Source organism: Streptomyces sp. SL06 (genome assembly GCF_058244745.1).
On sequence record NZ_JBSYOT010000002.1, the window covers coordinates 5814379 to 5832221 of the forward strand.

At 69.7% G+C, this 17843-nt stretch carries 19 protein-coding genes and 1 tRNA gene; 13 read left to right on the forward strand and 7 right to left on the reverse strand.

The genetic code is table 11. The features are described 5' to 3' along the window. Positions 1 to 37 precede the first annotated feature (37 nt). The 3 genes from AC4IHM_RS26660 to tmk are packed head-to-tail and all read left to right on the forward strand — an operon-like array spanning position 38 to position 2899. On the forward strand, positions 38 to 844 hold the full coding sequence (locus AC4IHM_RS26660) for a DNA glycosylase family protein (protein ID WP_490869524.1): 807 nt from the start codon (positions 38 to 40) through the stop codon (positions 842 to 844). Then, on the forward strand, positions 828 to 2291 hold the full coding sequence (locus tag AC4IHM_RS26665) for a B12-binding domain-containing radical SAM protein (RefSeq protein ID WP_490869525.1): 1464 nt from the start codon (positions 828 to 830) through the stop codon (positions 2289 to 2291). The genes AC4IHM_RS26660 and AC4IHM_RS26665 overlap by 17 nt, the downstream gene beginning before the upstream one ends. Then, entirely contained in the window at positions 2288 to 2899 is a 612-nt protein-coding gene (tmk, locus tag AC4IHM_RS26670; RefSeq protein ID WP_490869526.1) for a dTMP kinase, read from the forward strand. Before AC4IHM_RS26665 ends, tmk begins: the two co-directional genes overlap by 4 nt. Before the next feature lies 1 nt (position 2900). On the opposite strand, the gene cyaB is transcribed toward tmk, so the two are convergent. Both cyaB and AC4IHM_RS26680 read right to left on the reverse strand, forming a co-directional pair. Beyond that, positions 2901 to 3440 carry a class IV adenylate cyclase gene (gene cyaB / locus AC4IHM_RS26675; RefSeq protein WP_490869527.1) on the reverse strand — a complete coding sequence of 180 codons (540 nt, stop codon included), beginning with the start codon at positions 3438 to 3440 and terminating at the stop codon, positions 2901 to 2903. 127 nt (positions 3441 to 3567) lie between these two features. Beyond that, on the reverse strand, positions 3568 to 3915 hold the full coding sequence (locus tag AC4IHM_RS26680) for a hypothetical protein (RefSeq protein WP_490869528.1): 348 nt from the start codon (positions 3913 to 3915) through the stop codon (positions 3568 to 3570). 368 nt (positions 3916 to 4283) lie between these two features. Here AC4IHM_RS26680 and AC4IHM_RS26685 point away from each other — a divergent pair, with 368 nt between their 5' ends. After that, positions 4284 to 4790, forward strand: coding sequence for a hypothetical protein (locus AC4IHM_RS26685; protein ID WP_490869529.1), 507 nt, complete (start codon positions 4284 to 4286; stop codon positions 4788 to 4790). On the opposite strand, the gene AC4IHM_RS26690 is transcribed toward AC4IHM_RS26685, so the two are convergent. Next, positions 4772 to 4856, reverse strand: a tRNA-Leu gene (locus AC4IHM_RS26690). The genes AC4IHM_RS26685 and AC4IHM_RS26690 overlap by 19 nt on opposite strands. Positions 4857 to 5005: 149 nt before the next feature. Between AC4IHM_RS26690 and AC4IHM_RS26695 the strand changes: the two genes are divergently transcribed. The 3 genes from AC4IHM_RS26695 to AC4IHM_RS26705 all read left to right on the forward strand — a co-directional run bounded on the left by AC4IHM_RS26695 (position 5006) and on the right by AC4IHM_RS26705 (position 7565). Beyond that, positions 5006 to 6331, forward strand: a complete 1326-nt coding sequence (locus tag AC4IHM_RS26695; RefSeq protein WP_490869530.1) for a M20/M25/M40 family metallo-hydrolase — start codon at positions 5006 to 5008, stop codon at positions 6329 to 6331. 164 nt (positions 6332 to 6495) lie between these two features. Beyond that, positions 6496 to 6729, forward strand: coding sequence for a chaplin ChpH (chpH, locus tag AC4IHM_RS26700; protein ID WP_490869531.1), 234 nt, complete (start codon positions 6496 to 6498; stop codon positions 6727 to 6729). A gap of 170 nt (positions 6730 to 6899) precedes the next feature. Next, on the forward strand, positions 6900 to 7565 hold the full coding sequence (locus tag AC4IHM_RS26705; protein ID WP_490869532.1) for a chaplin: 666 nt from the start codon (positions 6900 to 6902) through the stop codon (positions 7563 to 7565). Positions 7566 to 7653: 88 nt separating this feature from the next. Here the strand turns inward: AC4IHM_RS26705 and AC4IHM_RS26710 are convergent, their stop codons facing one another. Then, positions 7654 to 7842, reverse strand: a complete 189-nt coding sequence (locus AC4IHM_RS26710; protein WP_490869533.1) for a DUF5703 family protein — start codon at positions 7840 to 7842, stop codon at positions 7654 to 7656. Between the two features lie 47 nt (positions 7843 to 7889). Here AC4IHM_RS26710 and AC4IHM_RS26715 point away from each other — a divergent pair, with 47 nt between their 5' ends. After that, positions 7890 to 8648, forward strand: coding sequence for a hypothetical protein (locus AC4IHM_RS26715; RefSeq protein WP_490869534.1), 759 nt, complete (start codon positions 7890 to 7892; stop codon positions 8646 to 8648). A gap of 164 nt (positions 8649 to 8812) precedes the next feature. Here AC4IHM_RS26715 and AC4IHM_RS26720 read toward each other — a convergent pair whose 3' ends face one another. Then, complete coding sequence (locus AC4IHM_RS26720) at positions 8813 to 11302, reverse strand: helix-hairpin-helix domain-containing protein (protein ID WP_490869535.1); 2490 nt, start codon at positions 11300 to 11302, stop codon at positions 8813 to 8815. After that, positions 11299 to 12285 (reverse strand): aldo/keto reductase, encoded by a 987-nt coding sequence (locus AC4IHM_RS26725; RefSeq protein ID WP_490869536.1) that lies wholly within the window; start codon positions 12283 to 12285, stop codon positions 11299 to 11301. Before AC4IHM_RS26725 ends, AC4IHM_RS26720 begins: the two co-directional genes overlap by 4 nt. A gap of 113 nt (positions 12286 to 12398) precedes the next feature. Here AC4IHM_RS26725 and AC4IHM_RS26730 point away from each other — a divergent pair, with 113 nt between their 5' ends. Further along, positions 12399 to 13454: an LLM class F420-dependent oxidoreductase gene (locus AC4IHM_RS26730; RefSeq protein WP_490869537.1), complete on the forward strand. Its 1056-nt coding sequence runs from the start codon at positions 12399 to 12401 to the stop codon at positions 13452 to 13454. Between the two features lie 259 nt (positions 13455 to 13713). Next, positions 13714 to 14502: a ferritin-like domain-containing protein gene (locus tag AC4IHM_RS26735; RefSeq protein WP_490869538.1), complete on the forward strand. Its 789-nt coding sequence runs from the start codon at positions 13714 to 13716 to the stop codon at positions 14500 to 14502. A gap of 75 nt (positions 14503 to 14577) precedes the next feature. Here AC4IHM_RS26735 and AC4IHM_RS26740 read toward each other — a convergent pair whose 3' ends face one another. After that, entirely contained in the window at positions 14578 to 15573 is a 996-nt protein-coding gene (locus tag AC4IHM_RS26740; protein WP_490870946.1) for a magnesium and cobalt transport protein CorA, read from the reverse strand. Positions 15574 to 15634: 61 nt separating this feature from the next. On the opposite strand from AC4IHM_RS26740, the gene AC4IHM_RS26745 reads away from it, so the two are divergent. The 3 genes from AC4IHM_RS26745 (at position 15635) to AC4IHM_RS26755 (ending at position 17784) form a co-directional block, all read left to right on the forward strand. Next, positions 15635 to 16321: a histidine phosphatase family protein gene (locus AC4IHM_RS26745; protein ID WP_490869539.1), complete on the forward strand. Its 687-nt coding sequence runs from the start codon at positions 15635 to 15637 to the stop codon at positions 16319 to 16321. 78 nt (positions 16322 to 16399) lie between these two features. Beyond that, positions 16400 to 16990, forward strand: coding sequence for a DUF3090 domain-containing protein (locus AC4IHM_RS26750; RefSeq protein WP_490869540.1), 591 nt, complete (start codon positions 16400 to 16402; stop codon positions 16988 to 16990). Next, positions 16954 to 17784 carry an SCO1664 family protein gene (locus tag AC4IHM_RS26755; RefSeq protein WP_490869541.1) on the forward strand — a complete coding sequence of 277 codons (831 nt, stop codon included), beginning with the start codon at positions 16954 to 16956 and terminating at the stop codon, positions 17782 to 17784. Before AC4IHM_RS26750 ends, AC4IHM_RS26755 begins: the two co-directional genes overlap by 37 nt. The last annotated feature ends 59 nt before the right edge of the window (positions 17785 to 17843 follow it).

Consider the following 17843-nt stretch of genomic DNA (forward strand, 5'->3'; position numbering starts at 1 on the left):
CGCCAGCAACAGCCCCGCATCCGTAAGGAGTTCCACTGTGTCCAGCGCTCAACTCACCATGACCGAACACCCCGCATGGCGTCCCATCGACGGCCAGCACACCCGCGTATTTGCCATGCCGGGCGGCGAACGGTGGGCCGTGCGCGCCTTGGGCGCCCAACTCACCGTTACCCCCCTCGACGGCGCCTCTACGGCCCCGCAGGCCGAAGAGTTCGCGCTTGACGCGGGTTCGCCTGGGGGTGCTGCCGAGCTGCTTGCCGCCCTCGGTGGCATCACCCCCGTGCGGCGTTTCCGTAACCCGTCGCTGTGGGACGCCATCGGTACGGCGATCGTCCGCCAGGTCATCCGCGCCCCGCAGGCCACCAAGCTCTACCGGCTGTTCTGCGACACCTACGGCGAAAAAGTCGCTCTGCCCAACGGACACACGTACGCCCTGTTTCCGACTCCGACACGGACGCTTTCTCTGTCCGATGACGACTTTGTGCGCGTCGGTATGGCGTTCAAGCGCCGCCCTTTGCGCCAAGCGGCCGAGGCTTATTGGAAGCACCACAAGGCGTGGGAATCCCTGACCCCGGCCGAATTGGTGGCCACGCTGCCGAAGGTCAATGGAATTGGTGTGTGGACGGCCGGCGCGGCCGTCGCCGATTACTGGAACGACTGGGCTTTGTACCCATACGCGGACTTGGCCGTGCGTACGTGGGCTAAACGTGCCGCGCCGTCGATGACGTGGCCGAGCACCGAAACCGAATTCAGCAACACGTGGCGGGGGCTGTGTGGTCCTCACCTGTCGGTAATGACACTACTCACCCTTGCCTGGGGGAATCATCATGCAGGAACAAGTTAAGCCGCTCATCGCCGGAGCTGACACGTCACGGCCCATTGACGCCCTGTTCGTGAACGCGCCGCTTCGTGACTACACGGAGCGTCCGCGTGTCAACGATTTCACGTTACCGGTGCTGGGCATGGGGTATATCGCCACCTACGCCGCACAACAGGGCTTCAACGTGGGCGTGTTGGACGCTGAGGCAATCGGGCTCGGCATCGAGGAAACCCAACGCATCATCAACACGTTCGCGCCCCGCTGGGTGGGCTTCAATCTCCTCGCGCCCACGTACGAGTTGAGCGCGCGCATCGCTTCCGGCCTGGACCCTGGCACTTCAGTGATGGTCGGCGGCCACCAAGCCAAAGCCATGCCCACCGAAATCATTACGGACTCCCGCTTTCACCGCCTAGAGGCCCTAGTGCTGGGCGAGGGCGAAACACGCGTGGTCGAGCTGCTGCACGACAAACACCGCCGCACCGAGTTGCCCGGCGTGATGTGGATCGACCCCGATACGAGTAAGCCCGTCACGGGCAAGCGCGCGGGAAAGGCGCATCATTTGGCGCCGGACATCAACGCCCTGCCCTTTGTGGATCGCCGCTTTCTCACCGATGACCCCTACCGGGCGAATGACGGGCGACTTGAAGCGAATATGGTCGGGGCTCGCGGTTGCCCTTATGACTGCTCTTTCTGCGGCGCGGCGGTGAGTGCGAATAAGGACATCACCATTCGCACACGTAGGCCGGAAAACATCATGGCCGAAATGGCGGCCCTGAACTCCGACTACAACGTCACGGCTTTCCGCTTCGTCGACGACCTGTTCCTGGGCTATGAGCGATTCATCCGCCAATGCATGGACGCTTTTACCGCCGAGCGCATCGGAAACTCCTACGTCTGGGACGCCACCGGGCGAATCAACATCCTGCACCGCGCCGACGACGCACTACTAGACACCCTCGTGGCCAACGGATGCCGCGAGGTCGCGCTAGGCATCGAATCCGGCAGCGAACGCCTATTGAAATACATGGGCAAACGCATCACCCCGGAAATGACAAAGTCAGTCGTGAAGCGGCTCACCGAACGTGGCATCTCGGTCAAGGGCTATTTCATTCTCGGGTTCCCGACCGAAACCCGCACCGAGATGTACCAAAGCGTGCGGCTCGTGCAAGAACTTTGGGATCTCACCGACAACATGCCGGGCCGCTTTCGGGCGAGCGTGTTCGAGTTCCGGCCCTACCCTGGAACCCCGGAATGGTCCCGGCTGATGGCCACCGGGAAATATAAGCCGGAACAGCTTCTCGACTACTCGGCCGTGGACCTCACGAGCGGCGGTCTTGATGAGGCGATGCGCGGCCGGGACGAATTCAACTTCTCCGTTGGTATCCAATTCGGCGAGGCCAGCGTGCCCCTGATCCGGCTGCAACTCATTAAGCTTTCTCGTGCCCAATACGAGCGGAGCGGCAGGAAATGACGGGCTTCTTTGTCACCATCGACGGCCCTAGCGGCATCGGGAAAAGCACCGTTACTGGGATGATCGCCCAGCGGCTCACCGAACACGGCTATTCGGCCATGGCCACTAAGGAACCCACGAGTACGCCACTTGGAAATCTGGTGCGTTTCGGCACCGACGAATACCAAGGGCTTACTCTGGCGTGCTTGGTGGCCGCTGATCGCTATCAGCACCTCGTAAACGAAATCCATCCCGCCCTAGAGGCCGGCCACGTGGTGATCTGCGACCGCTACGTCGCCTCATCGCTGGTTTTGCAAAACCTCGACGGGGTGCCCACTGATTTCGTGTGGCAACTCAACCAACACGCCCAAGCTCCCGGCCTCTCGGTAATTCTGACCGGCGAACCGACGCGCGCCCGCGAACAGGCCAACCGCCGGGGTCTGTATAGCCGCTTTCACCGGGGTGGTTTGGCCTGCACCGCAAGTGAAATAGAGCTATACGGTCACGTTGCCCAAGCGCTGGAAACGGCGGGTTGGCCCGTGTTCGTCCACCACATCCGTCAGGAATCCGCGCACACTGTCACCGACACGTTGTGCGCGGAAATCCTCGGTCGGATATCGGCTTGCTGAATTACTCAGCTTGCGCGGAGCGCACCACCGAATCGTAAGACTCGGTGGTGCGCTCCGCTGTTGTTCCGAGACCGGCGACGAATGCGGCTAGCTCGTCTTGCACGGTGCTTTCGCTCACGCCCTCGGGCACCATGCGCTCTAGCTCCAGGAAAGTTCCGACACCTTCGAGGTAATCCACGCACAGCGAGATTCCATCGAATTCCGCTGTCTGTCGAGTCTTCGCTACTCGTACTGTGGGGTAGAAACCCATTTGCATGATGGCCTGGTGCATCTGCTCCCGGTCGGATACCTCGGATTCGTGTTCAAGGCAGCTCAGCGCGTTAATGGTCGGCTGCTTGAGCGTGAACGTGTGCCGCCCGTTGACCGTGCGCAACCGCAGGAAAGAGACTCCTAGCTTGTTGTCTCCGAACTGCCACCCATTCGGGGCGTATGCCTGGTCGTCTTGATAGATCGGCTCACCGAGCTTGATGCCCTGCTCTTTCAGCGCCACGTGCAGCGCCTCACGGTCGCTTACTCGGAATTTCACTTCAACTTCGCGCATGTGCGCCCCACGCTCCCAGCACAGAAAGACAGGACAGGCAGCCTCCCACCCCGGCTTGACCGTATGCAAGTTGCCCACCGGCCAGCCGCGTGCCGCTACTCGATCCCGCACGCCGGAGCGTGGGGGATCATTTCCAGGTGAAGTACCGGAAGCCGATCACGCCTGTGGCATTGGTCGCAGGTTTTTCGATGATGAGCATTGAGAATCGGCCTTCGCTGGGTTTGACGCAGATGGCACGGCCTGCGGCCAGGCTGTAGACATCGCTATACAGTCGAGCCCAGTTGACCGCACGTGCGCATTCGTGACGCTCGGTTTTGGCCTGGCCTGGTAGGACGGTGTATTGCACGGGCTGGGCCATCGCTCCGATGTGGCTTGTCTGGCCGTAGAAACTGATATCTACGCCGAGGGCGTTCTGGTCGGCGGTGACACCCCTGTCTAGGTCGATGCCTTGTTTATCGTCAAGAGCGTCAATCACCCCGGACCAATGCAGCGGCGGGGAATTTTGCGCGGAGGGCTTAGCGGAGGGCTTAACCGTTTCGACACGGATTTCCTTGCCTATGGCTGCGCTCGGACTTTGGGGGGTTTCCTGCCCATTAGCAATGGCCTTGTAGATGCCCGTCCCTGTGCCGGTCGCGACTGCGAGGACCAGCGCTAGCGGCGGCCCGTAAACAGGAATGCAGTGGTCGATTAACCAAGCGTGAGTACATATTCCGGGGTCGTGTCCGCTGCTTGGTATGCACGCGAAAGATGGAAGCCAGCCCACGTGCTCATGGGATGTATTACCGCTGTCCGTCACGCACTCTTGCCCCAAACTCGCCCGTGCTGGCATCGCACCCGCCAACGGTGTACTTGCGTGAGGAGCCACTTCGCGACGAGGTGAACGAGTGGATTGGCCGCCTGTTCGCCCCCGAGAACGTAGACAACACGATCGCGGAGCTACTCGGCACTCAAGAGGCCGGACGCGACGGGGGACGGGACTTGCTGGCCGCAGCGAAGAAGAGGCTTGCGAGTGCCGAGGAACGGCTACGGCGGCATCAGGCGGCCATAGAGGCGGGGATAGATCCGATGGCGCTGGTTGAGGTGATCAACCAAGCTCAAGCGGAACGAGCGTCGGCACGCTCCGAGCTGGACTGTGCCCCGGTCGCCGACACGCTGAGCGAGGACGAGATACGCGAGATGATCAACAGTCTTGGGGATATTGGCGCCAAGCTGTCGGATTCAACCCGCCTAGGGGATCTCTACAAGGCGTTTGACCTGCAAGTTTCCTACGATCCAGCCGCCCACGAGGCCGATGTGGCCATCATCCCCGTGGGACGGGTGAATAGTGCGCGTGTCCGAGGGGGGACTTGAACCCCCACGCCCGATAAAGGGCACTAGCACCTCAAGCTAGCGCGTCTGCCATTCCGCCACCCGGACCAGGTGTCTGTCGTGCGGGGCGCTGCCCGCGGCGACGACGTAAACATTACCAGGCTTTCCGGGGTGGCCGATCACCCCCTTCTTGGGCGTGGAGGCCCGGCGGGGGAGGATGAGGGGGACCCACCAGCAGTGACAGCGGGAGGAACCACGTGAGTGACTCGGGCACGGCCAGGAGCGTCACCGGCGAGGACGAGGTCGTCGACCTCTGCCGCGAGCTGATCCGGATCGACACCAGCAACTACGGCGACCACTCGGGGCCCGGTGAGCGCAAGGCCGCCGAGTACGTCGCCGAGAAGCTCGCCGAGGTGGGACTCGAACCGAAGATCTTCGAATCGCACCCCGGACGCGCCTCCACGGTGGCCCGGATCGAGGGGGAGGACCGGTCCCGGCCCGCGCTGCTCATCCACGGCCACACCGACGTCGTCCCGGCCAACGCGGACGACTGGACCCACCACCCCTTCTCCGGCGAGATCGCGGACGGGTGCGTGTGGGGGCGCGGCGCGGTCGACATGAAGGACATGGACGCGATGACCCTCGCGGTCGTCCGCGACCGGCTGCGCAGCGGGCGCAAACCGCCCCGTGACATCGTGCTGGCGTTCCTCGCGGACGAGGAGGCCGGCGGCACGTACGGCGCCCGTCACCTGGTCGACAACCACCCCGACCTCTTCGAGGGCGTCACCGAGGCGATCAGCGAGGTGGGCGGCTTCTCGTTCACCGTGAGCGAGCAGCGCCGCCTCTATCTGATCCAGACCGCCGAGAAGGGCATGCACTGGATGAAGCTGACCGTGGCCGGTACCGCCGGGCACGGCTCGATGATCCACCGCGACAACGCCATCACCGAGCTGTCGGAGGCCGTGGCCCGCCTCGGGCGGCACAAGTTCCCCGTCCGTGTCACCAAGACGACCCGGGCCTTCCTCGACGAGCTGGGCGACGCGCTCGGCACCGAACTCGACCCGGAGGACATGGAGGGCACGCTCGCCCGGCTCGGCGGCATCGCCAAGTTCATCGGCGCGACCCTGAGCAACACCGCCAACCCCACGCAGCTCGGCGCCGGTTACAAGGTCAACGTCATCCCCGGCGAGGCCACCGCGCACGTCGACGGGCGCTTCCTTCCCGGACACGAGGACGAGTTCCTGGCCGACCTCGACCGGCTCCTCGGTCCGAGGGTGCGGCGCGAGGACATCCACGCCGACAAGGCCGTCGAGACCACCTTCGACGGAGCGCTCGTGGCGGCGATGCAGACCGCGCTGGTGGCGGAGGACCCGGCCGCGAAGGCGATCCCGTACATGCTCTCCGGCGGGACGGACGCCAAGTCGTTCGACGACCTCGGCATCCGGGGCTTCGGTTTCGCCCCGCTCAAGCTCCCGCCGGAGCTGGACTTCGCCGGTATGTTCCACGGGGTGGACGAGCGGGTGCCGGTGGAGGGACTGCGGTTCGGCGTGCGGGTGCTCGACCGCTTCATCGACGCGTCCTGACCCGCCCGCCGCAGGACGACCTGCCCGCCCGGAATTCGGCCGCCCGTACGGGAGCCGACCGGGAAGAGTGAATGTGCTCATAGGCTCGTAGCCTCATTACTTCCTCCTCGTTACACGTGATGCGATCGGCAAGTTGGGATCGCGTTTGCCAACTAGGAGGAATAATGCTCAAGAAGGTCGTCGCCGCCGCGGCAGCCACCGGTGGTCTGGTTCTCGCGGGCGCGGGCATGGCCGTCGCCGACTCCGGGGCCCAGGGTGCCGCCGTGAACTCGCCCGGCGTCCTTTCCGGCAACGTCGTTCAGGTCCCCGTGCACGTCCCGGTGAACCTCTGCGGCAACACGATCTCCGTGATCGGTCTGCTCAACCCCGCCTTCGGCAACGTCTGCGTCAACAACTGACGTTGTGCCTCACCCCATGAGGGTCTGAGTTCGCCGGCCCCGGAGTGCACGCCATGCGCTCCGGGGTCGACGGCCTTTCGAGGGACCTTCCGGGCGGGGAAGTGGCGGCAGCGTCGGAATTATCGGCATTCTCGGTACCACGGCACTAGGGCAAGGCAGGGATTCAGGAAATGCGACAGGTAACCCGCAAGGGCCTGATGACTATGGCGGCGGCCACCGGTGTGATCGCCGCCGCGGGCGGTACCGCCCACGCGGACTCGGGGGCGCACGGCTCGAGTTCGGGTTCGCCCGGCGTACTGTCGGGCAACACCGTGCAGGCGCCGGTGCACGTCCCGGTGAACGTCTGCGGCAACACGATCGACGCCGTCGGCGTCCTCAACCCGGCGATGGGCAACTCGTGCGCCAACCGGGGCGGCGGCGCCTCCGGTGGGCACGGCGGCGCGCACGCCGGTGGACACGCCTCCGACTCGCCGGGCGTCGGCTCCGGCAACACCGTGCAGGCGCCGATCCACGTGCCGGTGAACGTGTGCGGCAACACCCTCGACATCATCAGCCTGCTCAACCCCACCACCGGCAACGACTGCGCCAACGAGAGCGGCGGGGGTGACGAGGATCACTCCACGCCGCCCGGCAAGCCGGGTGAGCCGCCCGCCGAGAAGCCGGGAGGCTCCTCGCACGTCAACCAGCCGGAGACCCAGACCGTCGCCGAGTCCGGGACCGACGTGAAGCTCGCCGAGACCGGCAGCGGGCTGCCGCTGGGCCTCGCTCTGCCGGTGGGCGCGGGCGCGCTGCTCGCGGGCACGGTGCTCTACCGCAAGGCGCGCGTCGCGGCGTGACGCGGACAGACCGGTACGCAGCGGGCCCCGCGTCGGCGGGGCCCGTTCCGTCTCCGTCACCCGCGGCCGGTCGGGGCCGATCACCGGCTCACCAGGTCGCGCGTACCTGGCGGATGATCCGCCGACGCAGCCGCACCTTGCGGCTGCCGTCGAGCAGCAGGGTCAGACGGTCCAACTCCCAGTGTCCGTACTCGGCATGGTCCGTGAGCAGTCGTGTCGCCTCCTTGCGGGTGACCCCGCGCGGTAGGTACACATCGACAAATTCGTATTCCGGCATCGAATCTATTGTGCGGGCTGGGGCCCGGTACGGATAGCGTCTGCACTATGTCTGATGCTGCGCAGCCCACCGCTGCCGAGGTACGCGCCGCCGCCGAGGCGGTCAAGACCGCGCTCGACCGCCACCTTGCCGCGGTCGAACGCCGGTCGGGGGAGGACGACCCGGCCGTCTACGAGGCGTTCAACGAGCTGGCCGCGGCCGCGGAGGCGTACGACGAACTGCTCTACGACCGGTACGACGAGGTCACCCCCTTCGAGATTCCCGGCGCGGACGACACGCTGCCGCCGTACACGGGGCCCGAGGAGCCCAACGCGCTGAGCGTCCTGATCCGCCGTGACTACGCCGTGGCCGAACCGCAGCGCCTCATGGCCCAGGCCCGGCGGGTCGAGTCCGCGGACGACGAGGGGGCGGGCGCGGAGGCCTCCGGCACGGTGCACGGGGCGCTCCGCCTCATGTTCGGCGAGTTCGAGCCGGACGAGATCGCCTCCCGGCACAAGGAGTTCGGCTTGGAGGAAGGGGACTCCACGCTCTGGGTGACGGCCGCGGACGAGGCCGCCGACCCGGGAGAGTGGCTGGAGGCCCCGTTCGACCAGGTCGACGCGCAACGGGTGGTCTGCCGCTTCAACGTCAGCGCCGTCTTCGACGACGAGTTCGACGACGGCTTCGACGAGGACGAGGACGAGGACGACGGCGACCTCGGCGCAGTCGAGGGCGTACCGGTAGGCGCAGGGGTGCTGGGGGAGGACCCTCTCGACACGGATCTGGACGAGGACGACGGGTCGGAGCGGCTGGGGGCGGATCGCTGAGCGCCGAGTGCTGAGCGCCGAGCCGCGCGGGCCCGCGAGGGACGGTCGGCATGGCCTGACGGCCTGACCGCGGCGCCCCCCCGGGAGACAGAGGCCGTCCACGGGCCTCTCTCCACCCCTGGAGCCGGCGCGGGACGGGCCGGGTGACCGTCCCGCGCTCGGGCTCAGCCGGCCACCGGGACCTGCGGCGCGAGCAGCACCGGCAGCCGGGTCGTGCGCGGCTTGGCCGGGACCTCGGCCACGGCACGGGGCAGTGCCTGCTCCACTCCGTGCACCACGGACAGATGACGGGCGGCCCGGCCGAACGCCGTGTAGATCCACGGTCGGCTGAGGGCCTGCGCGGCGTCTCCCGGCAGGACCACGACCACCGCGGGCCACCGGCCGCCCACCGCCTGGTGCGCGGTCAGCGCCCACCCGTGCCGCACGGACCGCTCCACCCGTTTTCTGGGTACGACCACGGCCTCGCCCGCGCACGACAGGTGCAGCCCGTCGGCGTCGGCCTTCACCACCCGGCCCGGCAGCGTACGGCCCGGCGTCGGGGAGTAGGCGATACGGTCGCCGGGGTCGAAGCCGCCGAAGCGGCCGGGGCCCGGGTTCAGCCGTTCCTTCAGCGCCGTGTTCAGCGCCCGTGTGCCCACGGCGCCGCCGTGGCCCGGCGTGATCACCTGCGTCTCCTCGGCGGGCACGCCGATCGCGCGCGGCACCGAGTCCGCGACGAGCTGGACGGTGCGGTGCACGGCCTCGCCCGGGTCCCGCACCGGCACGATCACGACCTCCTTGCCGGGCGCCTCCACCTGGCCCAGCTCCCCGACGCCGATGCCGGAGACCAGTTCGCCGAGCGGGCCCGGGTCCGGACGCCGCGAGGCGATCTGGGGGCAGATCCGCGCCGCCAGCAGATCCGCGAAGATCCGTCCGGGGCCCACGGACCACAGCACCGCCGGGTCCCCGGCAAGCACCAGCCGGGCCCCGTCCGGCAGCGACTCCGTCAGCAGGGCGCCCGCCTCGACATCGAGCTGCGGCGCGTCGAGTACGACGAGCAGATCGAGGTCCAGCGCACCGTCGGCGTCCCGCCCCGGCCCCTCGGCCCCGGCCAGCAGCCCGGCCACGGTGACGACGGCGGGACCGGCCGGAACATCCGGGGTGGAAACGTCCGTTGCGGCGGTGCCCGAGGGATGCGCCGCAGGCGGTGGGTCGCCCAGCAGGGCGGTGAAGCGGTCGCGGCCGAGCGGACCGTGCGCCGCGCCCCAGGCACGCAGGCCCAGGGCGTGCGCGGCGCGCAGCAGGGCCGCCGGCTCGGCCAGGGACGCCTCCCCGCCGGTGTGCAGGACCAGCCCGTGGTCCGCGGCGGCGCGGATCAGCTCGGCGGCGGAACCCCGCGCGGAGGCGGCGGCGCTCTCCCAGTCGGCGGCGGAACCGTCCTGCTTCGGCGCCGAGTTCGCCAGCCGGGCCAGGCCGTCGGCGAGGCTCTCCTCGGCGAGTGCGTACCGCTCCAGGCCGATCAGGACCCGGACGGGGCGCTCCTCGCCCTCGTCGGACGCCTCCGCGCCGCCCGCCGCCTTCTCCGGGCGGGCGCCGGTCTCCTCCTCCAGGGCGTCCTGGAAGGCCAGTGCCTCGCCCTCGGCTAGCGTGTTCTGTACGGCGCTGTCGGGGTCGGGCACGCCCCGCTGGGCCAGGGTGGCCGTGAGCCGCGGCAGCTCCAGGGCCGTGTGCCCGGCCAGGGCCGCCTGCTCCAGCAGCCACACGGTGACGGCCCGGCCGCGCCGCTCGTCGTCCGGACCGCACTCCGCGCCGAGCAGTGCGCGGGCGAACCCGTCGGCCTGCTCCGGCCGCACTCCGCCGACCCGGAGCAACTGCCAGGGGTCCGCGCGCAGCGCCTGTGCCGCACCCTCGCCGAGCAACTCGGTGGCCTGCGGCGCGAGCGCCTCGGGGGCGCCGCCCTCGGCCAGCACGTGCCGCACGTCCTGGACGGCCTCCGGTGCGGGGGCCGCGGGCCCGGCGGCCGACTCGACCGGCGCCGGCCGGGGCGGTCGTACCGGCTCCGGTGCGGGGGAGCGCCGCGCGGGCTCGGGGGCGCCGAAGACCGCGGCCGCCGGCTTCTCGCCGCTCTCCACGGCCCGTACGGCGGCCAGCAGATCGGCCGCCGTGCCGCTGAGCTTGGCCCCGGCGGCGATCGGCGCCTGCTTCTCGGCCTTCCGCCGCTCGATCCGCTCCCGCACGAGCCGCTGCGCGGCCAACTCGGCCTCGGCCTCGGAGACCTGCCCTGCCGCGTTGCCGTCGGGCTGCACGGTGTCGGCCTCGGACGCCTGGCCCGTCGCGTCCCCGTCGGGCTGTGCGGCGGTCGGCCCGGTGTCGGCTTCGGAGATCTGCTTCGTGGTTCCGTCGCCATCGGTACCGCGACCGCCCGGTTGCGCGGCGACGGCTTCGGTATCCGTCTCGGACGCCTGCCCCGCCCTGTCGCCGCCGCCCGGCCGCGCGGTGGGCGTCTCGTCCGGGGTGTCGTCGGACTGCGGGGTACTCGCCGAGGCGGCTCCGGTCTCCCCGGCCGCTTCGGTGGCAAGGGCCCGCGTGTCGGACGGGGCCTCGGTGGCGGGGGACGGGGCGGCCGGTCCGGCGTCCGTGGTGTCCTCGGAGGCGGGCTCGGGCTCCGTGCTCACAGCGTGCTCCAGTCGTGATCGGGATAGCGGTGCACGGGCGCCGACACGTCGTCGAGCGCCCGGCAGATCTCGTCAGGAAGACTAAGGGCCTCCACTGACAACGCCGCCGTGAGCTGCTGCGCGTTGCGCGGGCCGATGATCGGCGCGACCACGCCGGGCCGGTCGCGCACCCAGGCCAGGGCCACCTGGAGCGGCGTCACCGCGAGCCCGTCCGCCGCCGTCGCCACCGCGTCCACGATGTGCCCGGCCGTGTCGTCGAGGTAGGGCGCGACGAAGGGGGCCAGATGCTCGGAGGCGCCCCGCGAGTCCGACGGCGTCGAGTCCTTGCGGTACTTGCCCGTGAGCACCCCGCGGCCCAGCGGCGAGGAGGGCAGCAGCCCGATGCCCAGGTCCAGGGCGGCCGGCAGCACCTCGCGCTCGACGCCCCTCTGGAGCAGCGAGTACTCCATCTGTGTGCTCGCCACCCGGTTCCGCACGCCGGGCGCCGCCAGCTGCCAGGTCGCCGCCTTGGCCAACTGCCAGCCGCAGAAGTTGGACACTCCCGCGTAACGGGCCCGGCCGCTGCTCACCGCCACGTCGAGGGCGTGCAGCGTCTCCTCCATCGGCGTGTGCGGGTCGAAGGCGTGCAGGTGCCACACGTCGACGTGGTCCGTGCCGAGACGGGCGAGCGAGGCGTCCAGCGCGGAGAGCAGATGGCCGCGCGAACCGTCGAAGCGGCGGTCGGGATCCGGCACGCTGCCGGCCTTCGTCGAGATCACCAGGTCACGGCGCGGCACCAGGCCCTCGATGAGGCGCCCGAGCAGGTACTCGGACTCCCCGTCGCCATACACGTCCGCGGTGTCGACGAGGGTCCCGCCCGCTTCCCAGAAGGTCTTCAAGAGGTCCGCGGCGTCGTGCTCGTCCGTGTCCCGGCCCCAGGTCAGGGTGCCGAGACCGATGCGGGACACGCGCAGGCCGGTATGGCCGAGATGCCTCTGCTCCATGAACGCCGACATTACTGGCCACGGCTTGCCCTGTGGGCGCCTGTGGACAACCGGATCCGGCACGCTAAGGTCGGGGCACCAGCCACGTTACTGATGAGTAAGGGGAATCGGCCATGCAGCTCGGGATCAACCTCGGCTACTGGGGCGCCGGAATGGACGCGGACAACCTGGCCGTCGCCCAGGAGGCCGACCGGCTGGGATACGCCGTGTGCTGGGCCGCCGAGGCCTACGGCTCCGACGCGGCCACCGTGCTCACCTGGGTCGCGGCCCATACCGAACGCATCGACGTGGGCTCGGCCATCTTCCAGATCCCGGCCCGCCAGCCGGCGATGACCGCGATGACGGCCGCCACCCTGGACTCACTCTCCAAGGGCCGCTTCCGCCTCGGCCTCGGCGTGTCGGGACCGCAGGTCTCCGAGGGCTGGTACGGCGTCAAGTTCGACAAGCCGCTCGCCCGCACCCGCGAGTACGTCGAGATCGTACGGAAGGCCATGACGCGGGAGCGGCTGTCCTACGAGGGAGCGCACTGGACGCTCCCGCTGCCGGACGGTCCCGGCAAGCCGATCAAGCTGACCGTGCACCCGCAGCGCGAGCACATCCCGCTGTACATCGCCGCGATCGGCCCGAAGAACCTGGAGCAGACCGGCGAGATCGCCGACGGCGCCCTGCTCATCTTCCCGTCCGCCGACCATCTGGAGGAGACCGCGATCCGGTACCTGCGCGCCGGTCGGGAGAAGGCGGGCAAGACCCTCGAAGGCTTCGACATCGTCCCGACCCTGCCGCTCGCCCTGGGCGACGACAAGGACGTGGCCCAGCTCGCCGACACCTTCCGCCCCTACACGGCGCTCTACGTCGGCGGCATGGGAAGCCGCAAGCAGAACTTCTACAACCAGCTCGCCCGGCGCATGGGGTACGAGAAGGAGGCCGCCGAGATCCAGGACAAGTACCTGTCCGGCGACAAGGAGGGCGCCGCCGCCGCCGTACCGCACGACCTGATCGACCGGACGACGCTGCTCGGTTCCGTCGACCGCATCGCGGACCGGATGAAGGCCTACGCCGCGGCCGGTGTCACCACCCTGACCCTCGCCCCCGCGGGCTTCACCCTGGACGAGCGGCTCGCCGCGCTCCGCGCCGGCAGCGAGGCCCTGGAGCGCGCCGGACTGGCCTGACGGCCGACGGGCGCTTTCGGACAGGAGCCTGAGAAGTTCCGCGGCCGTGGTGGGGGCTCGGGGGTCTTCCCCGCCACGGCCGTCACGGGGAACAACGCGCCCACGCCCGTGTGGTTACGCCTCCTCGTGTTCCCGGCCGTCCTTCTTTTGGCGGAGTTGTCCGCCGCACCTGTTGCCGCGCCCCGGCTTCCGCACTTGACTCGTCCTTTGCGGAGTGTGCGGAACCTGCGGAGCCCGCAGCGGCAGAGAGGTGCCACCGATGCTTTCGGCGAAGAGCCTGTTCCAGGAGATCCTCGACAACGACGAGTCGTTCCGTCTTTTCTGCTCCGTCGCCGCCAGTGGCGAGTCGCAGGGCGGCTGGGAGAACGCGCGCATCGCGGCGCTGGTGCCGGAGAGCGAGCGCGCCCTCGCCCCCAAGATCACCCGGCATGGCGCGGACGAGGACAAGCACGGCCGGATCTTCGACGCGCTGTTGAAGAAGCGCGGCCTCGAACCCGTCGAGGTACCGCCCGAGACCGACTACACCATGCTCCTGGAGAGGCACGGCATCGGCCTCGCCCACGAGAAGCTCAAGGCCGAGCAGCCCCTCACGGTGCGGGACGTGATCACCTACCTCGCGCACAGCAGGGTCACCGAGCAGCGCGCGGCCGAGCAGATGGCGCTGCTCCTCAAGCACTTCGAGGACCACCCGGACCTCGGCCGGGCCGTGCGGATGATCTCGGCCGACGAGGACAACCACCTCGCCTACTCCCACGAGGAACTGCTGCGCTACGCCGCCGCAGGACACGGCCGGTACATCCAGCGCACGCTGCGCGAGTGCGCGCTCGCCGAGATCCGCGTCCACCGGGACGTCAGCCTCGCGGTGATGGCCCGCATGGGGCGTCTCCTCGGCTGGTCGCGCGCCAGGTCGGCGATCCTCGCGGCGGGCATCCACGCGACGTACGCCTACGAGCGGCTGGCCGGCTGGCGCCGCATGGTGACGCTGCGGACCCCCGGCCACCGCGACGCACTCGGCGGCCCCGCCCCCGCGGCCCCCGAGGTCGCCTGACAAACCCCGAACCGGAACCGGAACCGACCCTCGCCTCCGGCCCGCTGCCCGCCCGGCCCCCGGGCCCCCTGGCCCCTACAGCCACCCCCGGCGCTTGAACTGCAGGTACAGGAGTACCTCCAGGGCCGCCATCAGCAGGATCACCGCCGGGTAGCTCCAGACCCAGTGCAGTTCCGGCATGTGTTCGAAGTTCATGCCGTAGATCCCCGCGAGCATCGTGGGGACCGCCGCCATGGCCGCCCACGCGGAGATCTTCCGCATGTCGTCGTTCTGGCGGACGCTCGTCTGGGCCAGATGCGCCGACAGGATGTCCGAGACCAGCCGGTCCAGGCTCTCCACCGACTCGTTCACGCGCGTGAGGTGGTCGCCCACGTCCCGGAAGAACGGCCGCGCCCGGTCGTCCACGAACGGCACTCCGCCGCCGAACACCCCCGTCCCGGACAGCCGGGCCAGCGGCGGTGCCAACGGCCCGGTCGCCCGGCGGAACTCCAGGATCTGCCGCTTGAAGGTGTAGATCCGGGAGGCGGTGTGCCGCGAACCGCCGCCGCCCGGCGAGAAGACCTCGGCCTCCAGCTCCTCCAGGTCGTTCTGCAGCTCGACCGCCACCTCCAGGTAGTGGTCGACGGTGGCGTCCGCTATCGCGTACAGCACCGCGGTGGGACCCTTGCCGAGCAGTTCGGGCTCGTGCTCCAGGCGCCGCCGCACGGCCTTCAGCGGGGCACCCTCGCCGTGCCGGACGACGACCACGAACGCGTCGCCCAGGAAGATCATGAGTTCGCCGGAGGAGACCGCGTCGCTCTCCGGCTCGTACACCACCGGTTTGAGGACGGCGAAGAGCGAGTCCTCGTACACCTCCAGCTTCGGCCGCTGGTGCGCCTTCAGGGCGTCCTCGACCGCCAGCGGGTGCAGCCCGAACTCGTGGCTGACCAGGTCGAACTCCATCTCCGTCGGCTCGTGCAGCCCGATCCAGACGAAGCCGCCCGCGGCCCGCGCCTCGCCGAGCGCGTCGGAGAAGTCGTCGGGCCCGTCCGCGCGGTGCCCGTCCCGGTAGATGGCGCAGTCGACGATCACCGAACGCATTCTCCCCTCGTCCCGGCGCCCTCGCACCGCGCCGTACGCCTACCCTGGCCGCATGCCCACGCTGATCCTGGTCAGGCACGGACGTTCCACCGCCAACACCGAGGGGGTGCTCGCCGGCTGGACGCCCGGCGTCGCCCTCGACGAACGCGGCGCCGCACAGGCCGCCGCGCTCCCCGGGCGGCTCGCCGGCCTGCCACTCTCCGAGATCGTCGCCAGCCCGTTGCAGCGCTGCCAGGAGACGGTCCGGCCGCTGCTCGACGCCCGGCCCGAGCTGCGGGCGCACACCGACGAACGGATCGGCGAGTGCCACTACGGCGACTGGTCGGGACGCAAGCTCGCCGAACTCAAGGACGAGCCGCTGATGGAGGTGGTGCAGGCGCACCCCTCCGCCGCGGCCTTCCCCGGCGGCGAGTCGATGCGCGCCATGCAGACCCGCGCCGCCGAGGCGGTGCGCGAGTGGAACGCGCGCGTGGAGCGCGACCACGGCGCCGACGCCGTCTACCTCATGTGCTCCCACGGTGACATCATCAAGTCCCTCGTCGCGGAGGCGCTCGGCCTTCACCTCGACCTCTTCCAGCGGATCTCCGTCGAACCCTGTTCCGTCACCGCGATCCGCTACACCCGGTTGCGCCCGTTCCTCGTCCGCCTCGGCGACACCGGTGACTTCGCCTCCCTGGCCCCGCGGAAGGATTCGCCGGGCGAGGAGGCCGCGGTCGGGGGTGGTGCGGGCGCACCGTGATCGTCCGCCGCAGTAGGGTGAACCGGTCGCAGCAGCCCCCCGATCTTCCGCCCACCCCGACTTCCATGGAGACAGGACGTGTCCCGTCAGGTGTTCCTCTACGACCAACCGGAACGTTTCGTGGCCGGTACGGTCGGACTGCCCGGACGCCGTACGTTCTTCCTCCAGGCCATCGCCGGCTCCCGGGTGACCAGCGTGGCCCTGGAGAAGACTCAGGTCGCCGCGCTCGCGGAGCGCATGGACGAACTCCTGGACGAGGTCGTACGGCGCAGCGGCGGCAGCACCGCCGTCCCCGCCGTGGCACCCACCGAGCCCGCCGACACGGCGCCGCTCGACACCCCCGTCGAGGAGGAGTTCAGGGTCGGCACCATGGCGCTGGCCTGGGACGGTGAGGACCAGCGCATGATCGTCGAGGCGCAGGCCCTCGTGGAGCTGGACGCCGAGTCCGAGGAGGACCTGGCCGAGGCCGAGGAACGGCTGCTCCAGGACGAGGAGAACGGCCCGCCGATGCTCCGGGTCCGCCTCACCGGCGCGCAGGCCAGGGCCTTCGCCAAGCGCGCCCTCGACGTCGTCAATGCCGGGCGGCCGCCGTGCCCGCTGTGCAGCCTCCCGCTCGACCCGGAAGGACACGTATGTCCGCGCCAGAACGGATACCGCCGCGGAGCGTGACCACTGACGCGGCGTCCGCCGAGCTGCTCGCGCTGGGCGAACTGACCGTGCGCGGACGCATCCGTGACGCGTCCAATGCGGCGCTGTACTGCACGGTGACGCACGAGGGACGCGAGGCGGCCTGCGTCTACAAGCCGGTCGCCGGGGAGCGGCCCCTGTGGGACTTTCCCGACGGCACCCTCGCCCAGCGCGAGGTCGCCGCCTACGAGGTCTCCGAGGCCACCGGCTGGGGCCTGGTACCGCCCACCGTGCTGCGCGAGGGGCCGTACGGCGAGGGCATGGTCCAGCTGTGGATCGAGGCGGTGCCGGAGACGGAACTGCTCGCCCTGGTGGACGAGGAGGAACCCGGCCCCGGCTGGAAGGCGGTCGCCTTCGCCGAGGTCGGCGAGGGGCGCACCGCGCTGCTCGTGCACGCCGACGACGAGCGGCTGCGGCGGCTCGCCGTACTGGACGCGGTGATCAACAACGCCGACCGCAAGGGCGGCCACCTGCTGCCCGCGCGGGGGGAGCGGCTGTACGGCATCGACCACGGGGTCACCTTCCACGCCGAGAACAAGCTGCGCACCCTGCTGTGGGGCTGGGCGGGCGAGGCGCTCACCGGGGAGGCCCTGGGGGTGCTCGCCGTCCTCAAGGAGGCGCTGAAGGACGGCGGAACCCTGGCGGGCCGGCTCGGCACCCTCGTCACCCCCGCCGAACTCGACGCCACGCGCGCGCGGGTCGACGCCCTGCTGGCCTCCGCGAAGCACCCCGAGCCGAGCGGCGAGTGGCCCGCGATCCCCTGGCCGCCGGTCTAGCCGGCCGGCGTCCGGGCAAGGCACGACGGGCCGGTGTCGCGCAAGAGCGCCTCACCGGC